The sequence below is a fragment of the Trichococcus sp. TS_SC_9 genome (assembly GCF_056156325.1).
Genome location: NZ_CM149591.1, coordinates 1,365,436 through 1,384,083, shown reverse-complemented (window position 1 = coordinate 1,384,083; position 18,648 = coordinate 1,365,436). Strand labels below are relative to the sequence as shown.

Genomic DNA, 18,648 nt, shown 5'->3' with positions numbered 1-18,648 from the left:
CATTTATCCTCTCTTCCTAAAAAATGGTTGAAGGTCTTTTGACCTTCAACCAAACTCAATTAATGGCCAACTTTTTGAAATTTCCCTCTTAAGAAAGTGTGGGCGAACTGGATGTCTTCCAGCCAATTTTCCTGACCGGTATACCAGAATTCGGCAACAAAACGGCGGACGCCTTCTTTCCACATCGTTTTGATCGTTTCTTCGAAAGATACATGTCCCGTACCGAAGGGGATTTCACGGAAATGCCCCGGAATCGTTTCCTTCAGATGCGCTGCAACCATATGTCCCCTGCCCGTTTGGATATCTTCATAAACGGAGTTCGTGCAGGACAAGGAAGCGTTCTTCAAGTTCCCTGTATCCGGATAGACTTGCAGATACGGCGATTGGATGATGTGTACATATTCCATCGCCTTCTCAACGGTGTTCATGAACGGCGTTTCCATCGTCTCGAACCCCAACAGAATGCCTTTTTTGCTTGCCATATCGACGGCTTTCTGCAGATTTTCGATAAAGTATTCCTTAGTCTGCTGATCACCGTCTTCATAATAGACATCGTAGCCTGCCAATTGGATGATGCGGATTCCCAGATCATCCGCCAGATCGATGGCTTTTTCCATGATCTCCAAGCTTTTTTCACGGATGAGCGGATCATGCGAACCTAGTGGATATTTGCGATGTCCGCTGAGGCACATGGAGCGGATCGGCAGCCCGACTTCGTACATGGCGTCCAGCAGTTCTTTCCGCTCTTGCTTGCTCCATTCGATGCGTGCCAGCTTCTCGTCTGTTTCATCGACACTCATTTCCAAAAAATCATAGCCGGCATTTTTCGCAATCGACAGTTTTTCTTTCCAACTCAGATTGCCCGGCATCGATTTTTCATAGATTCCTAACGTGTAAGTCATCTTTCTCCTCCTTGACCTGTCCATAATAGGCTCCCGGACCGTGTTTTCGAAGAAAATGTTTGTCCAACAGTTCTTGCTGCATGCTTTCGATCCCTGGATTCATAACGCGGTTGCGCCAAGACATCATGGCAACTTCTTCCATGACGACCATATTGTGGACCGCTTCGAAGGCATCCTTTCCCCAAGCAAAGGGGCCATGGCTGTGGACCAACACGCCCGGAACTTGGTCTTCATCGATAGCTTCAAATGTCTCGACGATTACTTTTCCGGTTTCCAGTTCATAGGATCCCGCGATTTCTTCGCTCGTCATCCGGCGGGTGCAAGGGATCGTCCCGTAGAAGTAATCCCCTTGCGTCGTCCCGTAGGCCGGAATCTCTGCTCCCCCTTGCGCCAAAGTGGTTGCCCATGGTGAATGCGTATGGACCACACCGCCGATATTCTTGAAGTTCCTGTAGAGTTCAAGATGCGTATCCAAATCCGAAGATGGTTTCAGGCTGCCTTCCACTACATTCCCGTCCATATCGACGATAACGATGTCTTCAACAGTCATATCCGCATACTCGACCCCGGATGGCTTGATTGCGATGATTTGCTTTTCACGGTCTATTTCGGAAACATTGCCCCAGGTGAATTTCACCAAGCCGTATTCGGGTAACTGCAGGTTAGCTTCCAGCACTCTTTTTTTCAATTCAGTGTATGTCATGGGAGCACCGCCTATTCGCCCAAGACGATTTCGCGGACTTTTTCTTCGATCTCTTTTTCGGACAAGAGATTCTTCAACCCGATGATTTTCGTTTTGCTTTGGTCCACATTTTTGAATACATCCAAGAGAGAATTCGAGCAAACGACCACATCATAGCTCGGAGCCAGTGTTTTTGCTTCAGAAACCGCGCAATGGTGGATTTCCAAAGGAATGTCCAATTTTTTGAAGACATTCGTAATTTTCATTTTGATGATTTGGCTTGAACCCATTCCACTTCCACATGCAGCTAGTACTTTCATAATTAATTCCTCCTAGTTATCTATCCTGATCTTGGTTTTTCGTTTAGGCTACTTCAGTGCTGAATTCAGTTTGGTTTTCAGCTTCGATTTCTTCTTTGTATTGTTCATAATCTTCCGCGATCATGAAGTAGTGTTTTTTGTTTTTGCGGTATTGAATCTGTGGTATCAACAACATCCCGATTACAAGTGCAGCGACACCGGCATAACCGCCGTATTTCATGATGACTCCATATCCTAACCACAGAGTATCCCAGTCGAAGTTACCATGCCAGCCGCCGAATTGGGAAAGCTGGAAGATGTAGGCAGCCAAGCCGCCGCCGATTACTTGAATGACACCTGAAATGAATGGGATGATCATCGCTGCTTTCATGCCGCCTTTATGGTTTGCATATACAGCGAAGGTTGCATTATCAAAGAATACTGGAACGAATCCGGTGATGACCAACACAGGGCTCTTGAATACAACCAAGCCGATGATCGCCAAGAATTGACCCAAAGCTCCGAACAAGAATCCGAATGTTACGGCATTTCCTGGACCGAATCCATAAGTTGCTGCACAGTCGATTGCCGGCATAGAACCAGGTAACAGTTTGTTGGAGATCCCTTGGAAGGATTCTGTTAATTCTGATACGAACATGCGGACACCCAGTTGTAAAATTTGCAGATAGACTGCGAAGTACAACGATTTTTCAAGGATGTAGAATATGTAGTTACGCTCACCTGTATAGGCTAGGTCAATGGTCATCATCAGATCTTTCCCGAGGATACCCATGATGATTCCGAAGAACAGGAACATCAGAATACTTGTAGAAACGACGCTTTCTTTGAAGATGGAAAGGAACCCTGGCAGCGTGACGTCTTCCAATTTTTTGCTATTTTTGCTGAATTTACCTGCAAATTTATCGGTCAACCAGACACCGAACATTTGTTGATGGCCGATGGCAAATCCGCCGCCTTCAGTCAAGTCTTGCGTTGCTTCAACTGTCAGATTAGAGAAGACTGACCAATACGTTCCCAACAAAAGGCCCAACATGATGATGACGCCCGCATCCTGCAATTCAGGAAAAGCGAACAAGACAAGCCATAAAGCAGTGGAAGACTGTTGCACCATGATGTGGCCGGTGATGAACACGGTCCGGACTTTAGTATATTTACGGAAAATGACTAAAACAATATTCACCATGAAAGCGATAAGCAAAACGATAACCATAAGGCTGAAGGAACGTCCTGCACCTTCGATTGCTTGTTGTGCAGCTGTTTGTCCAAAATATGGATCGATTACGACTGCCGAAAGGTTGAATCTTTCTTTCAAGCCTGCCAGGATCGGACGGAAATTTCCGACCAAACCGCCAGCCGCTACATTCAGTACCAGATATCCGACAGTAGCCTTGATGAATCCGGCAAGAGCGTCATATATGGGTCTGCCCAGCAATAGATAGCCGACGAATACGATAATACCGAGGAAAAAAGCAGGTTGCGTTAAGATATTAACTTGAAAGAATGTCCATACACTAATTAGTAGTTCCAAGATATTCACCCTCGATTTCCATAATTTTTTCTAAATCAGCGACTGAGTTGGCTTGTATAAAGGCGTCCACGACACTTTCGTCGGACAGCAATGTCACAAGTGTGGATAGGTTGGCCAGATGTTTCTCGTTGTCTGTCGATGCCAGTACGAAGAAGATGCGCGCTTCGTACTCGGCTGCCGGCCCGAAGTTCACTGGCACTTTCGTCCGCATGAAGCAGATAGCGGTTTCATTTACGCCCTTGCCTTCTTGTGCATGCGGGATGCAGATATCCGGCGCGATGACGATGTAAGGTCCGAATTCGTTTACGTTTTCGATGATGTACTCGGGATAAGCGCTCTCGATGGCGCCTTCTTCGATAAGTGGTTGACAAGCAGCACGGATGCTGTCTTGCCAACTATCGAATCCCTCGTGGAAAGAATACCTTTGATTTTTGATGACTTCATCTAACATATGATCTCTCCTCTTAGGTGCTTGTTATTATAGGAATGAAGTGAAAGGCAAATCATTTTCGACGCTGAACACATCGTCAAATCCGCGGTTGAAATTGAACTCCATTTTGTCTTTGTCATTCGGATAGACGAATTTGCCGCCGACTTGCCAGATGTATGGCTTGAATCCGTATTGAAGACGATCTTTTTTGAATTTCCACAGTTCGATCAGTTCTTTAGGATCCGCCTGGAAGTTCGACCAGATGTCGTAGTGGACCGGGATGACTACTTTCGCATTCAAAGATTCCGCCATTCTCAGCATATCCACTGAAGTGACCTTATCGGTGATTCCGCGTGGGTTTTCGCCGAATGCCCCTAAGCAAACATCCACTTGGTGATCGTTTCCGTGTTTTGCGAAATAGTTGCAGTAATGAGAATCGCCTGCGTGATACAAGTTCCCGCCTGAAGTTTTGAACAAGTAGTTCACTGCAATCAAATCCATGTCCTGTGGCATCTTCCCTCTTAAAACTTCTCCTTCAGAAGCCGTCACCAAAGCTGTGCGGTCGAATGCTTCCAGCGCGACAATCTCGATGTCTTTGATTTTTACGCTGTCTCCCGGTTTCACGACTACGCATTTCTCTTCAGGAACTCCCCAGCCGATCCAAGTATCCACAACCGCTTGCGGGCCTACGAATTTAACCGCGTCGCTCGAGTTTTTCAGAACAGCCGCTGCTGTGTTGATGTCCAAGTGATCGGAATGGATATGCGTAACGACTAATGCATCCACGTTCTTCACTGCGAAAGGATCAATGACAAAAGGCTGTGCTCTAAGGTTAGGTTGCATATTTTGAACGCCGCTCATGCGCTGCATTTGGTGGCCGTCCTTCATCTTGCCGCTACCGTGTGATTGTTTGCCTGTACCACACCACAAATCACAAAGGATGTTAGTCGATTCATGTGATTTCAACCAAATGCCTGTACAGCCTAGCCACCACATTGCGAATGTATTTTCAGCAACCACTGTGTCTTCGATTTCTTCATTCAGCCAAGTGCCCCATTCAGGAAAGGTGCTCAATACCCAAGATTCTTTTGTAATCTCATTAACATTAGCCATTCGTCATTCTCCTTCTGCGTAATCGTTATGATCACTTTTTCTTATTATTTGTACACCGATCTTAAAACGTTCATATAACGAACATTTCTTTCGATGAATTAATCATACAATAAAACGCTTTCAGTCGCAATAGGTCCAAAACAAACAATCTTTAGCTTATTTTTATGATCGTTTCACTGGTTATGAACGATTCGCAAGCCAATATTCTTCTTTATGATTGCTTTAAGAACAGCGGTCAGCCTGATTCCAACAAAAAAGCGGCAAAACACTGACGGGTCACCCGTCGCGCTTTGTCGCTTTGATCTGTATTCTGTTATTATTTATTTAATCTTCTATTATGATCTCATCTTCGTCATTGACGTCGGTAACGTAAAGTACCTTGACTCCCTTGGCTTCAATCTTCTGGATTTCTTCCTGATCCGCAGAGCGGTCAGTGACCAGATGCGTGATGAGGCTGATGCTGGCGGTGGAAAAATTTTGTTCCCGTCCCACTTTGCTGCCTTCCGCCACTACGATGCGCGGCCCGTTCGTCCGTTCTAGAATCAGCCGATTGACAGCTGTTTCCGGCAAGGCATAGGTCGTGATCCCTTTTTCACTGATGCCGCCGACACCCAGAAAGCAGATATTCGCCGTCACTTTGGAGAAAGTGTACAAGGCGAAATCCCCAACGAGCGATTTTTTCTTTTCGTATATTTCCCCGCCCGAAAGCACAATTTCCGCTTTCGAGGACGGATTCCTGAAGATGGCCCGGCCGTTGTTCGTTATGATGGTGACATTCCGGTCCGATAAATAGTTGAGCAAGAGGAATGCTGTAGATCCCGAATTGATGAAGATCATATCATGATCGTTGACCAGAGTAGCAGCCAACTTCGCGATTTCTTGCTTTTTCGAACGATGCGGCTTGACAGCCGGGTACTCTTCTTTTTGAAAAGATCCCTCCAACAAACGGGCGCCTCCATAAAAACGCTCGATCAGATGCTGGTCGTCGAAACTCTGCAGATCGCGTCTGACGGTGATTTCCGAGACAGCCAGTTCTTTCGCCAAATCTTCCACTAATACAACTTTCTTTTCCTGAAGGGCCTTCAGGATGTGCTGCCTTCTCTTGTAAACGATCCCTTGACTAGACTTCATGCATTCACCCCGTTCCTTTCCTTATATTGTACTTGAAACAATCGGAAAATCAAAATAAAATTCACAAAACGAACATAAAACGCTCATTTTTTGTTGTGCAACTGCATCATCCGGTATTCATGGTCGATGCTGAAGTTGTTGATCATCATATTGACGGTGAACATCCCCATGATAACCTGATCAACGATAATAGGAATGTCCCTCAGATGGATTTGCGTATTATAAAGGACAACGAGCAGCAGCATGAACAGAAATGTGGCGGTAATGATCATGATGAAGTAGCGTTCGAACAGGGCGTCCAGCCTTCTCCTGAAAATTTTGCTGAGGAGAAACGAAAATACCGCGGTAACAGCTACCGCAAGATACAGATTTCGGGGCAGAGCGGATAAGATGGCCTCGTCGGTATACAGAATCGGAATCGTTCTGATCACAAACATCGTTGCGATCAGGGCAGATCCGTAATAGATTGTTTTCCCCAGACTGATGACCTGCGTCGGCAATTGATACAGGATGAAAATAAAGACAAGGCTGAGGAACATTTGCATGATCGCGATCGAGAAGATGATGCTGGCTATCACCATATGGAAGGACACCATCCGTATTCGGTTTTCATCAAGCGTCTCCGCATCCATCCCGCTGATGTTAGAAAACAAAAAGGCTGTAAGCAGGAGTCCGAAAAAGCCGACCATCAGGATACTGATGACCTCGGAAGCATCCCTTTTCTCGTCTTCCAGAAGCAAGAAAATGCCGCTGAACACAAACCCGGCAAGTATCCCGGCAAAGTTCGCATAGTTGCTGCTCATAGTGGCAAAATCGACTAGCATATCCTTATCCCCCATCCTTTAAAAACAAGCATTCCGGCGCGTCACCAAAGAATTTCTCTACAGTTCCATTATATCAGCAGACGGCGCCACAGCAAAAAAACCCGCCGAATTCATGCAAGTAAAAAAGCTATGATTTTTCTCATAGCTTTTTGTTTCGGTGCATTTTTTTCCTTAACTGACTTGGTGTCTCTCCGTACTCATTCTTGAATATCTTGAAGAAATAACTTGGGCTGGTGATGCCAAGCTCTGCAACGATTTTTTCTATAGGTTTGTCGGTCCCGACCAGCAGATCGTAAGCCTTTTGCAGGCGACGTTTCGTGACCCACTCCTTGAAGGTCAGACCGGTTTCTTGTTTGAGCAGATTGCTGAGGTAATTTTTGTTGAAATTCAACTTTTTCCCCAGGCCTTCCAGTGTGATGCTGGCATATTCACTGTCGATGATCTCCAGGGCATCGATCACTTTCTTGTTGAAAGGGAGTTCCCCAGCTTCGCTTGACATGATATCCTCCAGTTCGGCCAGGATGACAAGCAGCCAAAGTTCCACTTTCTCAAATTTAGGCGTTTCCCCTCCAAAATAATCGGCAAGCAAATAGGACAAGCAATTGCTGATCCGCTGATTATCGGCCGTGCTGAAATGCAGATACGGTCGGTGACGGCTATTTTTTTTGCCCACGGTCAACAGAAAATCAGTGATCAGACTGTGCCGTTGGGCCATCCTTTGGAGTACTTTCGTGTTGATGGCATCCGTCTTGATCAAGATGTTGATGAGGATATCCTGTTCACCGAGCTTGTCGATGGAATGGCCGGTTCCCGGATCGATCATCAGCAAATCGCCTTGCTTCATCTGGATTTTTTCCTGACCGATCCACTGGGTGCATTGCCCTTGCAGAAGATAATTCAGCTCGAGGAATGCATGCGAGTGGGTGGGCATGGAAAAATAGCGGGCATGCCGGTTCAGGAAGATTTGATGGTCCACAAAAAAATCCTCATCAGACAAATGGAAATCTAGCAGATAACCTGCTGTTGTTGCTTGATTTTGGAATTTAGCGGTTATTTGTTCAGCCGTCATGGTTTTCATTTCAGCTTCAAGCGGCGTTTCTTTCAGCAAGATTTCCAGAATATCTTGTGCTGTGGACATATTTTTCACTCCTCTGTTCTTCATGCCCATTTTATCAACTCTATCCAAAAAAGCAAAGGCTTTCGGGCCTTTGCTTTTTCCGTCAGATACTATTGGATTTTTTCAATATGACTTCTGCCTCAGCGACCATATCTGCGGTTATGCCAGTGTAGAATAATTTTGAGAGCTGATTCAAGGACAGGTTCATCTGTTCTTCATCGGCAAACGCCATAAAGCCTCTGATACGTTCGTGAATGCCCAAAATTTCTTCGAACAGCTCCTTGTTTTCGTTCTTGATTATCGACAGGCGTGTGTCCACATCATACAGCACGCTCAGGTCTTTTGTAGGTTGATAAGTGTATTCATAGATCCCTGACGCCACTTTGATTGGTTCCCGATTGGAGTACGGCAACACGATCTCAGCCTGCGCGTCAAAAGGAACTTCGAAATAGCAGCTCAGCTCGCCGTTTTTTAGGATTTTCCATTCGCTGACGAATTTGCCGGCCGCTGACTGATAGCTTCCGCGGGCATATCCCAATTTTACATTTGGATTGGGTGCTAATCTTGCGGTACGGAAACCTGCTTCCAACGGTTGGATGCCCGCCACATATTTATAGACAAACTCGATTACGGATCCGTAACTGTAGTGGTTCAGGGAATTCATGCCTGCCGGATTCATGGTGCCATCAGGCATTACGCTGTTCCAGCGCTCCCAGATTGTCGTCGCGCCAAGATTCACCGCATACAACCAGCCCGGGAAGCCTTCATTGAGCAAGAATTCATAAGCCAGATCGACCATGCCATTCTCTGATAAAACTTGGCAAAAAATCGGAGTTCCCACGAAACCGGATTTTATTTTATACAGATCTTTTTTTAAACGAGTTTTCAGCTGCTCAATGACCACTTCGCGCTCACGGAATAGTTTGAACTTCAAAGCAATGATGTACCCCGATTGGGTGTCGATGGACAAGCGTCCGGATGGGGTCACATACTCGAACAAAATCCGCTCCCGGACTTGTTCGCTGAGTCCGCGATAATAGGCCGCGTCAGACTCATTCCCAATCAAAGCTGCAACTTCCGCGACGATGCACAGACTTTCATAATAATAAGCCGAAGCAATAAACGTATCGTCAGTGCTTCCTTTGAATGATGAAGGAGTCGCGCCATCCAAAGCCAGCCAATCCCCGAACTGGAACCCACCGGCATTAAGCTCCGTTTTCCAGCCATGCGCTTTCTCGATTTTAGAACCTGTCCAATCCACCCAATCTTTCATAAGCGGGTAGTACTGCCCGACTTCTTCCTTGTTCCCATAGGCAGTCCATAAAGCCTTAGGAATGAACGTTGCTGCATCTCCCCAGACGGCTGCGCCACCTTGCGTAGCCATCGCCGGCATATAATTCGGGATGCTTCCCGACAGTTTTTCCTGTTCCGTGCGCATATCGATCAGATATTTGCGGTAAAAAGCCCGCGTATCCATATGATAGCTTGCGGTCGGGGCAAATACTTGCGCATCCCCGGTCCAGCCCAGCCGCTCAGCCCTTTGCGGACAATCGGTCGGCATATCGAGGAAGTTTGATTTGAGCCCCCAAAGCGAGTTTGAATACAATTGATTCACTTTAGCATTGCCGGTTTCGATGATGCCCGTTCGCGTCATATCGGAATAGATGGCCAACCCGCGCACGGCAATTTGCTTATCTGCCGGCCAGCCCGTCACACGCGCATAGCGAAAGCCAAAGTAAGTGAAATGCGGGTGAACCGTTTCGGCTGTTCCATTGGAAATGTAACGGAAGCCTGCTGTGGCAGTGCCGTAATTCTCATTATAAAAATTGCCTTGCTGCAGTATTTCCCCGAACTCAAAGTGCACCTCGGTCCCTGCCGGAAAATCGGCATCAAACGCAAGCCAACCGGCAAAGTTCTGCCCGAAATCAATTACCATCTCGCCATTCGGGGTCTTGATGACCTCCTGCAAAGGAACTACTTCGTGAATGCTCAATCCCGGGCTCAAGCGGTCTTGCAATTTTTCTTTCGGAATGCCAACAATCGCCACCTCATCACTGCGTCCCGCTTTATCAAGTGTCCGGTCGATTGTTTCGCCATCGTAGATGCCGCTGTTCGTGATATCGCTCAGCGTCGCTTTCCAGCTGAGATCCGTCACGATCCGCTCTTCCGTCCCGTTTTCGTAGCGCACCACCAATTCAGCAATCGCCGCAAACTTGTCTCCGAAATAAGCATTTTCGCCGCTCAGGCCGAATCTCCCTTTGTACCAGCCGTTGCCCAACATGATCGCCAACTGATTGCTTTGTTTTAATTGTTCGGTTACATCATATGTTTGGATTTGGATGAAAGCTTCGTAGTTGTTGACGAATGGCGCCAGCACATCATTTCCGATCTTCTTTCCGTTCAAACTTGCTTCATAAAGCCCAACCCCACTGATATACAGGCGGGATTCTTTTACTTCATGGTTCAGTTCGAAATCCTTGAACAGAATCGGATGGATTTCTTCCTGCACCTTCGGCCCGATCCATTCGGCATCCCATGCTTCATCCATTTTCCCAGTCTCAAAAAAGCTTGTCGATTCAGCCACTTTACCATCTTCAGCAGTTACACGAATCTGTACATAATAGCGTGTTCTGGGCTTCAACTGAAGCGTCAACGTTTCCCCTGAACTGTCCAGATCACCGTTTCTCTCAAGCACAATTTCCTTGAATTCGTGATCGTCAGCTACCTGGAGGCTTGCCTCTTTTTGCATTTCCCCTAACCCGTTGTCGACCGCCCAACTGACGATCAATGGCTCAAAATGATACCCAATAGGTTCCACAATGCCGTTAAATTTTATATCCATGATTTCCATGCGTTTCCCCTCCTTGTTTTTTAGTATAGGATTACTATAAGCAAAACCAATCTGTAAAACTACATCAAAATCATACGTAAAAATGCTCTATATGCAGATTAATTATTTATTCAGAGCTTGGTGGTGCCTTGATCTGAAAACTCAGTCTGTACTACTCTCGCCATTTGGCTTATACTTTTGTTGAATGACAGATAATGGAGGGATTTAAATGAAAATTGCCGTTTCCAGCGACCATGCCGGCTTCGCATTGAAAGAAGAAGTCAAAGCTTTACTCGAAAAGGAAGGCCATGAAGTGCTCGACTTCGGACCTTACAACGAAGAACCTTGTGACCTGTCCGATTATGTTTACCCTGCCTCACTGGCTGTGGCGGAAGGAAAAGCCGACCGCGGTATTTTTGTCGATGGCGTCGGTTACGGCAGTGCCATGATCGCCAACAAAATCTACGGCGTCTATGCAGCGGTCTGCCAAGATCCTTTCTGCGCGAAACTGGCGCGTTCCCACTCCGACACGAATGTCCTCTGCCTCGGCGGAAAGATCATCGGTTCGGCGTTGGCGCTTGAAATCGTGACGGCTTGGATGACTACCGACTACCTGAGCGATATCGAAAGATACACCAACCGCGTCGACAAAGTGAAGAAGATTGCCGAGAAGCATCTGAAGAGATTGGATGAAATCCAGGACTAGTCATTTATGAACTGGCGGTACGCTATTCAAAGTACAAATTCCACAAAAACAAGGCCGCATCGAAATGGAAGAACGAATCCATTTCGGCGCGGTTTTTTTTGCGGGTTATTTCGGATTCCTCAACGCTTCCTTGCCTTGTTTGCACCCTTATTATTCCACCCAAAAGCGGAATTCTATGACTTTTGCCTCCATTTGTGATATAGTAGACCAGTCACGCTGTTGCTCAGAGAACCTATATAACGTTTCGCGGTGAGGAATTTGGCAAACCGAGAGTCCGACTTTCTTTCCCAAATTGGCCTGACCCGAAACATATTTACTAAAATCAAATGCATGTAGAACATGCTGAAGGAGAACCATTTGTTATTTAAAGAACTAGAATTGAACCAACACCTGTTGCGCGCACTGAAAGAAGCTGGCTACACGAAAGCTACGCCCATCCAAGAAGATGCTATTCCGCATCTGATGAACAACAAGGATTTGTTGGGTTGTGCTCAAACCGGTACCGGTAAGACCGCTGCCTTTGCTCTACCGATTCTTCAGAACTTAACGGACCAAGAAACCGCTGGAAAAGGCGCCATCAAAGCGCTGATCCTTGCTCCTACCCGTGAACTTGCCCTGCAAATCGGGGAAAGCTTCCAAATTTATGCTAAATACCTTCCATTGAAGATCCAAGTCATTTTTGGTGGTGTTTCCCAGAATCCTCAGACAGCTGCGCTGAAACGCGGAACGGATATCCTTGTCGCGACACCAGGTAGATTGTTGGACCTGATCGGACAAGGATACATCAAACTGAACCAGGTAGATTTCTTTGTCTTGGATGAAGCGGATATGATGTTGGACATGGGGATGCTGCATGATGTACGCCGCATTATCCGCGAATTGCCTAAGAAACGTCAGAGCATGTTCTTCTCGGCCACTATGCCGAATGAGATCGAAAAACTTGCCGGCACTATTTTGTCAAATCCGGTGAAAGTCGAAGTCACTCCGGTTTCCTCGACTGTGGAAATCATCCACCAGAGCGTTTACCCTGTAGCCAAGACCGACAAAACCGACCTGCTTATCCACCTGTTGAAGGAAGATTCAATGGAGCGATCCCTTGTCTTCTCAAGAACGAAGCATGGCGCCAACAAGATCGTCAAAAAGCTTTTGCAAGCAGGCCTTTCAGCCGAAGCGATCCACGGAAACAAATCCCAGACCGCGCGTCAACGAGCTTTGGAAAACTTCAAGACCAAAAAAACCAGCGTTCTTGTAGCGACAGATATCGCAGCCCGTGGTATCGATGTGCCTGAACTTTCGCATGTTATTCTGTTTGATTTGCCTGAAGTTCCGGAAACCTATGTTCACCGTATCGGCCGTACAGGACGCGCAGGACGCGGCGGAAAAGCCATCTCATTCTGTGATGAAACCGAAGCATCTTTGTTGCGTGACATAGAAAAACTTATCCAGAGAAAAGTTCCGGTCGTAACAGATCAGCCTTTTATGTTGAAAGAAGGCACGAAGGCAGCTGCACCGCAACCGAAAAAACCGGTTGCCGCGCGCAGTAACGGAACCCGCGTCAAAAACCAACAAGGTCCAAGAGGCGGCCAAAAAGCCGCACAAAGACCGCGTTTCCAGACCAAAAAAAATACACAAAGTAACTGATAACACACAAAAGAGCTCCCGCCATTTTTTGGCTGGAGCTCTTTTTTCTGAAAAAATCTGATGAGAGAGGCGGGATGAGCGGTTTTCCTCCGGTGAACGGAGGCTTCGCCGGAGTTGACGCGTGCGCAAAAGCCGCTCCTCCGACGAGCCCTCGTTCGACGGAGGACAGCCTCCGTCCGCCCACTCAGCTCCGGCCAACATTCGCCCGCGGGAGGAGAGCTATTACCGGGAACCGCTACTCCGTTGAGAGGGGCGCTCGCTGGAGGAAAGCACCAGCTTCGATCAGGGGTGGCTTCACCGGAGCTGACGCGTGCGTAAAATCCGCTCCTCCGACGAGCCCTCGTTCGACGGAGGACAGTCTCCGGCCGCGCACTCAGCTCCGGCCAGCATTCGCTTGCAGGAGGACAGCTATTACCGGGAACCGCTCCTCCGTTGAGAGGGGCGCTCACCGGAGGAATGTCCCAACTCCGACCAGGGTTGGCTTCGCCGGAGCTGACGCGTGCGCAAAATCCGCTCCTCCGACGAGCCCTCGTTCGACGGAGGACAGCTATTACCGGGAACCGCAACTCCGATGAGCGACTCCCAAAAAAGTTCGCATTCAAATCAGATTCTTGATCCCGTCGCAGATCCTTTTTGCGACGATTGGATTGTTCATCGTATAGATGTGGATGCCGTCGACATCGTGCGCCAGTAGATCGACAATTTGATTGATCGCGTAGGCCATACCAGCATCGAAAAGTGCCTCTTTGTTGTCTTCGTATTTGTGCATCACTCGGGAAAACTTTTCCGGCAAGGAGGCGCCGCAGAGCGTCACCATCCTTTCGATCTGGGCTTTATTGATGACCGGCATAATGCCCGCCTCAACCGGCACATGCATGCCTGCAATCTGGATATGTTCTTGAAAAGAATAGAAGGCGTTGTTGTCGAAAAAAAGCTGGGAGATCAGATGCTGCACCCCGCTGTCCACCTTCTCCTTCAGATGGGCGATGTCCTCGACTTTGTTCTTGGATTCCGTGTGGCATTCCGGATAACAGGCACCGCTGATGGAAAAATCACCGTACTGCCTGATGAATTTGACCAAGTCGCTGGCATACCGGAAGTCCTTCTTTGCTTCTACTGCCGGGTTTGCATCCCCGCGCAAGGCAAGGATGCTGTCGATGTCGGCATCCTTCAGTTCCTCCAGCAATTCGCAGATTTCGAATTTCGAATGATTCAGGCAAGTCAGATGCACCAACGGATCGATCCCGTATTGATGCTTGATCCGTTTGGCCAATTCCACGGTCTGATTATTCGTGTGGCTTCCGCCTGCGCCAAAGGTTACGCTGATGAAATCAGGGTTCAGTTCGCTCAGGATCGCCAGTGTCTCATCGATGTTCTGGATCGCTTTATCCCGCTTCGGCGGAAATATTTCGAAGGAAAGCACCGGTTTTTTCTTTTGGAATTTGGATTCTATTTTCATCAGCTTTCACCTCTTTTTTTAGACCGAAACTGCGTCTTTGATGATTTTCGCCGCCGCCACAAGATTGGCCAGGCTTTCTCTCGTTTCTTTGATGCCTCTGGTTTTCAGTCCGCAATCCGGATTGATCCATAGGTTTTCCTCGTCTATCTTCGTCAGTGCGTTCTTCAATACCGCCACCATCTCTTCGACACTCGGCACGCGCGGGGAGTGGATATCGTATACGCCCGGTCCAACTTCCGTTTCGAATTGGTTCGCCTTCAAGGCATCGATGATGGTCAGTTTGGAACGGGAAGCTTCGAATGAAATGACGTCCGCATCCATGTTGTCGATATCCTGTACAATCTCCTCGAATTCGCTGTAGCACATATGCGTATGCACCTGCGTCTCCGGCCGCACGCCGCTGTGGCAAAGGCGGAATGCTGGGATTGCCCAATCAAGATACTCGCTCGCCCATTCTTCCCTGCGGATCGGCAACTTCTCTTTCAAAGCCGCTTCATCGATCTGGATAATCTTGATGCCCGCTTCCTCCAAATCCAGAACCTCTTCGCGGATTGCCAGACCGATCTGGAAAGCCATCTCCCTCAACGAAATGTCCTCACGCGGAAACGACCAATTCAGGATCGTCACTGGACCCGTCAGCATCCCTTTGACCGGTTTGTCGGAAAGACTCTGCGCATATTCCGAATAGAACACGGTGATCGGGTTTTCGCGTCGGATATCGCCGAAGATGATCGGCGGCTTGACGCATCTTGTTCCGTAGGACTGCACCCAGGCTTTTTCGGTAAATACGTACCCCGCCAAGTTTTCGCCGAAGAACTCAACCATGTCGTTGCGCTCGGATTCGCCGTGGACTAGCACATCCAACCCCAGTTCCTCCTGCAGATCGATGCATTCTTTGATGAAGCCTTTGATGTTTTCATCGTATTCGGCTCTGTCGATGTCGCCTTTACGGTATTTGCTGCGGTTTTGCTTCACTTCCCTCGTCTGCGGGAAGGAACCGATTGTCGTCGTCGGCAACAGCCCCAGTTGCAGCTTCTCCTTTTGGATCGCTCTCCGTTCTTTTCTCGGAACGTTTCTGACAAAATCCCTTTCCGTCAAGCTCGCCACGGATGCTTGAACATGCTTGTCTTCGTACACCCGGTCCGCTGAAAAGACTTGTTGATTTGCAAGATAGGCTTCCTGCCCTTCATATCCGGAAGTGCCGATCAGTTCCGTCAGTTCCTTGATTTCCTGCAGCCTTTCCTTAGCGAAAGCGAAATACTGGGATACTTCCTCCGGCAAGCTCGTCTCATTTTCCAACGTGTAGGGAACATGCAGCAGTGAACAGGAAGTGCTGATGACGATGTCGTTGCTGTATTTTCCCAGCCCATTGACCAATTCGATGACCTTTTTGTAGTCGTTCTTCCAGATGTTTTTACCGTTCAGGACGCCGGCAAACAACGTTTTATCAGCCGGAAAGCCATGTCTTTCCAAAAGTTCCACCGTTTGCTTGCCTTCGATGAAGTCAAGGCCGATGCCGTCGAAGTCGAGCCCGATCACTTCCTCGTAGCTGTCCCGGATATCCCCGAAATATGTCTGCAGCAATACTTTTACGTTGCCTTTATGCGCCAACACCTTTTTGTAAAGGGAAGCAAACAATGCGACATCTTCATCGGACAGATCAGTGACGAGACTCGGCTCATCGAACTGCACCCACGCCACGCCTTGCTCATTGAACCTATCTAATATTGCGATATAGGCATCTGCCACTTGCTCGGCAAAATCATTTATTGTTTTTGAGCCTTTATATTTGGCCAGTTTCAGGAAAGTGAATCCGCCGATGAGGACCGGTTTCGTCAGCACGCCGATTTCTTTGGCTTCTTCATACTCGGCAAAAGGCTTGTCGCCCGCCAATTTGATTTCAGTATCGTCGGACAGCTCCGGAACCAAATAATGATAATTGGTGTTGAACCATTTCTTCATCGCCAACGCTTTGACGTCGCCTGCTTCGCCCTGATAGCCGCGCGCCGCCGCGAAATAAGTATCGCGCTCGTTCAGACCAAGCTGTTTGTAGCCGTTTGGCAGAGCATTCAACAAGACAGTCACATCCAGCAAGTTGTCGTAATATGAAAAATCATTCGAAGGGATGTGGGTGATGCCGGCAGCCTGCTGCAGATTCCAGTGCATTATCTTAAGACCCTTTGCGACTTTCTCCAACTCTTCTACTGAAATTTCTTTTCTGAAATATTTTTCGGATGCGAATTTCAACTCGCGCCCTTTGCCTACTCTTGGAAAACCGATTAGTGAACTGTTCATTTTGAATTCCTCCATTTCATTTTTTTGGTTCCTGCTATTTCAAGTCCCTTCCCAGTCATCAAGGAAAACTGCGAACATGATGTCCTACCACTGTCCCGATAGTTGCTGATCAGCTACTATCAGAAGGTTGCTCCAGTATGCCACGGAAAACGGATATAGGATAACACTTAATAAATATACGCAGCTATAGTTTAATGCTATACGAGCAGGTAGGCCAATCCAGGTTGGTCGGAGTTGAGCCGGGTTTTGTCGGCTGTTTCGAGCGCTTCGTGGTACGAACAGCCGAGAGTTCGATTTTCTGTCGACTGTTCGGTATTCCTGGCATCCTCAACAACCGACATCCAGTTCTATAACCGTCTTTTGGCACAGCAAAGAAGAGCCGCCTCAAAAATCGAGATGGCTCTTCTTCGTTTGGATATCCTTATTTTTGGACAAATTCGGATTATCTGATTTTTTTGAAAAAGTCGTTTTTTTTGGATCAGGTTTGGATTATTGGAACAATTTTTTGTACATCGCAATCGTTTCTTCTAATGTCGGAGTGAATGGATTTCCTGGTGCGCAGGCATCGATCATGGCATTTTTGGACAGGTAGTCGTAATCGAATTCCTCTTCCTTGATGCCCAGTTCATTCAATGATGTTGGAATACCGACAACTTTGGACAAACGTTTGATTTCTTCGACCGTGTAATCCGCGCAGGCTTGATCGGATACGTCAGCTGTCACAGTCAATCCTAATGCTTTCGCTACTTTGCGGAAACGTTCAGGAGCGAATTTGGCATTTTCAGCTTCCACGATCGGCAACAGCATCGCACAGCAGACACCGTGCGGCAAGTGGTAGACGGCACCCAATTGGTGCGCCATCGAATGCACATAACCCAGGCCAGCATTGTTGAAGGCCATTCCGCCCAAGAAGATGGCGTTGACCATTTTGTCGCGCGCATCCAGATCAGTACCGTTTTCTACAGCTTTCGGCAAGTATTCACGGATCAATTCGATTGCTCCGGAAGCCAAGACTTCGGTCACAGGGTAAGCGCCAGGCGTTACCATCGATTCGATCGCATGCGTCAAAGCATCCATCCCGGTCGCTGCAGTCAATGATTTCGGCATCGTCAGCATCAATTCAGGATCGTTCACGGAAATCTTCGCCAAACTGTTTTTGTCGACCATAACCATCTTCACTTTGCGATCTTCATCAGTGATGACGTAGTTGATCGTAATTTCAGCGGATGTTCCGGCAGTCGTGTTGATCGCCACAACCGGCAAGCCGGCTTTAGCGGATTTGTGCAAACCTTCGTAATCCTGCGGTTTGCCGCCGTTCGTCAGGATGATGCTGATGGCGCTCGCTGCATCCTGCGGAGAGCCGCCGCCGAAGGAAATGATGAAGTCGCAGTTTTCAGCCTGGGCCATAGCCACGCCTTCGTTGACGTTTTTGCAAGTCGGGTTCGGATCGACATCCGCATAGACCACATAGTCGATAGCCGCGTTGTCCAATTCTGCCAAGACAACGTCGATCATTTCGCTTTTAGCCAAGAAGTTATCCGTTACGAACAAAGCTTTCTTGTAGCCAAGTTCCTTCACATTGCTGCCTAATTCCTTGATGCAGCCTATTCCGATAAGGTTTGTTGCTGGTACATAAAAAGTTGCCATTTTGCATTATCCCCTTTTGATAA

At 47.7% G+C, this 18,648-nt stretch carries 15 protein-coding genes; 2 read left to right on the top strand and 13 right to left on the bottom strand.

Annotated features, from left to right (window positions below; all coding sequences use genetic code 11):
• Nucleotides 1-59: 59 nt before the first annotated feature.
• From AC0J5I_RS06740 to AC0J5I_RS06695, 10 genes are all read right to left on the bottom strand, one after another.
• On the bottom strand, nucleotides 60-902 hold the full coding sequence (locus AC0J5I_RS06740) for an L-ribulose-5-phosphate 3-epimerase (protein WP_475304990.1): 843 nt from the start codon (nucleotides 900-902) through the stop codon (nucleotides 60-62).
• Nucleotides 877-1,605 carry an L-ribulose-5-phosphate 4-epimerase gene (locus AC0J5I_RS06735; protein WP_475304986.1) on the bottom strand — a complete coding sequence of 243 codons (729 nt, stop codon included), beginning with the start codon at nucleotides 1,603-1,605 and terminating at the stop codon, nucleotides 877-879. Before AC0J5I_RS06735 ends, AC0J5I_RS06740 begins: the two co-directional genes overlap by 26 nt.
• Before the next feature lie 11 nt (nucleotides 1,606-1,616).
• Nucleotides 1,617-1,904 (bottom strand): PTS sugar transporter subunit IIB, encoded by a 288-nt coding sequence (locus tag AC0J5I_RS06730; RefSeq protein ID WP_140185495.1) that lies wholly within the window; start codon nucleotides 1,902-1,904, stop codon nucleotides 1,617-1,619.
• A gap of 43 nt (nucleotides 1,905-1,947) precedes the next feature.
• Nucleotides 1,948-3,435 carry a PTS ascorbate transporter subunit IIC gene (locus AC0J5I_RS06725; RefSeq protein WP_268811282.1) on the bottom strand — a complete coding sequence of 496 codons (1,488 nt, stop codon included), beginning with the start codon at nucleotides 3,433-3,435 and terminating at the stop codon, nucleotides 1,948-1,950.
• The gene (locus AC0J5I_RS06720) at nucleotides 3,416-3,883 is read right to left on the bottom strand and encodes a PTS sugar transporter subunit IIA (RefSeq protein ID WP_086987101.1); all 468 of its coding nucleotides are present in this window, start codon (nucleotides 3,881-3,883) and stop codon (nucleotides 3,416-3,418) included. The genes AC0J5I_RS06725 and AC0J5I_RS06720 overlap by 20 nt, the downstream gene beginning before the upstream one ends.
• A 27-nt stretch (nucleotides 3,884-3,910) precedes the next feature.
• Nucleotides 3,911-4,975 (bottom strand): L-ascorbate 6-phosphate lactonase, encoded by a 1,065-nt coding sequence (ulaG, locus tag AC0J5I_RS06715; protein WP_086628866.1) that lies wholly within the window; start codon nucleotides 4,973-4,975, stop codon nucleotides 3,911-3,913.
• Between the two features lie 324 nt (nucleotides 4,976-5,299).
• A complete protein-coding gene (locus tag AC0J5I_RS06710; RefSeq protein ID WP_107994708.1) occupies nucleotides 5,300-6,106 on the bottom strand; it encodes a DeoR/GlpR family DNA-binding transcription regulator in 807 nt (268 codons plus the stop codon).
• 83 nt (nucleotides 6,107-6,189) lie between these two features.
• A complete protein-coding gene (locus tag AC0J5I_RS06705) occupies nucleotides 6,190-6,930 on the bottom strand; it encodes a hypothetical protein (RefSeq protein WP_475304974.1) in 741 nt (246 codons plus the stop codon).
• Nucleotides 6,931-7,069: 139 nt separating this feature from the next.
• Nucleotides 7,070-8,068, bottom strand: coding sequence for an AraC family transcriptional regulator (locus AC0J5I_RS06700; protein ID WP_475304969.1), 999 nt, complete (start codon nucleotides 8,066-8,068; stop codon nucleotides 7,070-7,072).
• Between the two features lie 82 nt (nucleotides 8,069-8,150).
• Nucleotides 8,151-10,898: an alpha-L-rhamnosidase gene (locus AC0J5I_RS06695; protein WP_475304965.1), complete on the bottom strand. Its 2,748-nt coding sequence runs from the start codon at nucleotides 10,896-10,898 to the stop codon at nucleotides 8,151-8,153.
• Between the two features lie 208 nt (nucleotides 10,899-11,106).
• Here AC0J5I_RS06695 and AC0J5I_RS06690 point away from each other — a divergent pair, with 208 nt between their 5' ends.
• Together AC0J5I_RS06690 and AC0J5I_RS06685 are read left to right on the top strand one after the other, a co-directional pair.
• On the top strand, nucleotides 11,107-11,583 hold the full coding sequence (locus AC0J5I_RS06690; protein ID WP_107994698.1) for an RpiB/LacA/LacB family sugar-phosphate isomerase: 477 nt from the start codon (nucleotides 11,107-11,109) through the stop codon (nucleotides 11,581-11,583).
• A 357-nt stretch (nucleotides 11,584-11,940) separates the two neighbouring features.
• Complete coding sequence (locus tag AC0J5I_RS06685) at nucleotides 11,941-13,224, top strand: DEAD/DEAH box helicase (RefSeq protein ID WP_107994697.1); 1,284 nt, start codon at nucleotides 11,941-11,943, stop codon at nucleotides 13,222-13,224.
• A 598-nt stretch (nucleotides 13,225-13,822) separates the two neighbouring features.
• On the opposite strand, the gene metF is transcribed toward AC0J5I_RS06685, so the two are convergent.
• From metF to AC0J5I_RS06670, 3 genes are all read right to left on the bottom strand, one after another.
• Nucleotides 13,823-14,683, bottom strand: coding sequence for a methylenetetrahydrofolate reductase [NAD(P)H] (metF, locus tag AC0J5I_RS06680; RefSeq protein ID WP_107994696.1), 861 nt, complete (start codon nucleotides 14,681-14,683; stop codon nucleotides 13,823-13,825).
• An 18-nt stretch (nucleotides 14,684-14,701) separates the two neighbouring features.
• Nucleotides 14,702-16,978 (bottom strand): 5-methyltetrahydropteroyltriglutamate--homocysteine S-methyltransferase, encoded by a 2,277-nt coding sequence (metE, locus tag AC0J5I_RS06675; RefSeq protein WP_475304952.1) that lies wholly within the window; start codon nucleotides 16,976-16,978, stop codon nucleotides 14,702-14,704.
• A 489-nt stretch (nucleotides 16,979-17,467) separates the two neighbouring features.
• The gene (locus AC0J5I_RS06670; RefSeq protein WP_475304948.1) at nucleotides 17,468-18,625 is read right to left on the bottom strand and encodes an iron-containing alcohol dehydrogenase; all 1,158 of its coding nucleotides are present in this window, start codon (nucleotides 18,623-18,625) and stop codon (nucleotides 17,468-17,470) included.
• Nucleotides 18,626-18,648 lie beyond the last annotated feature (23 nt).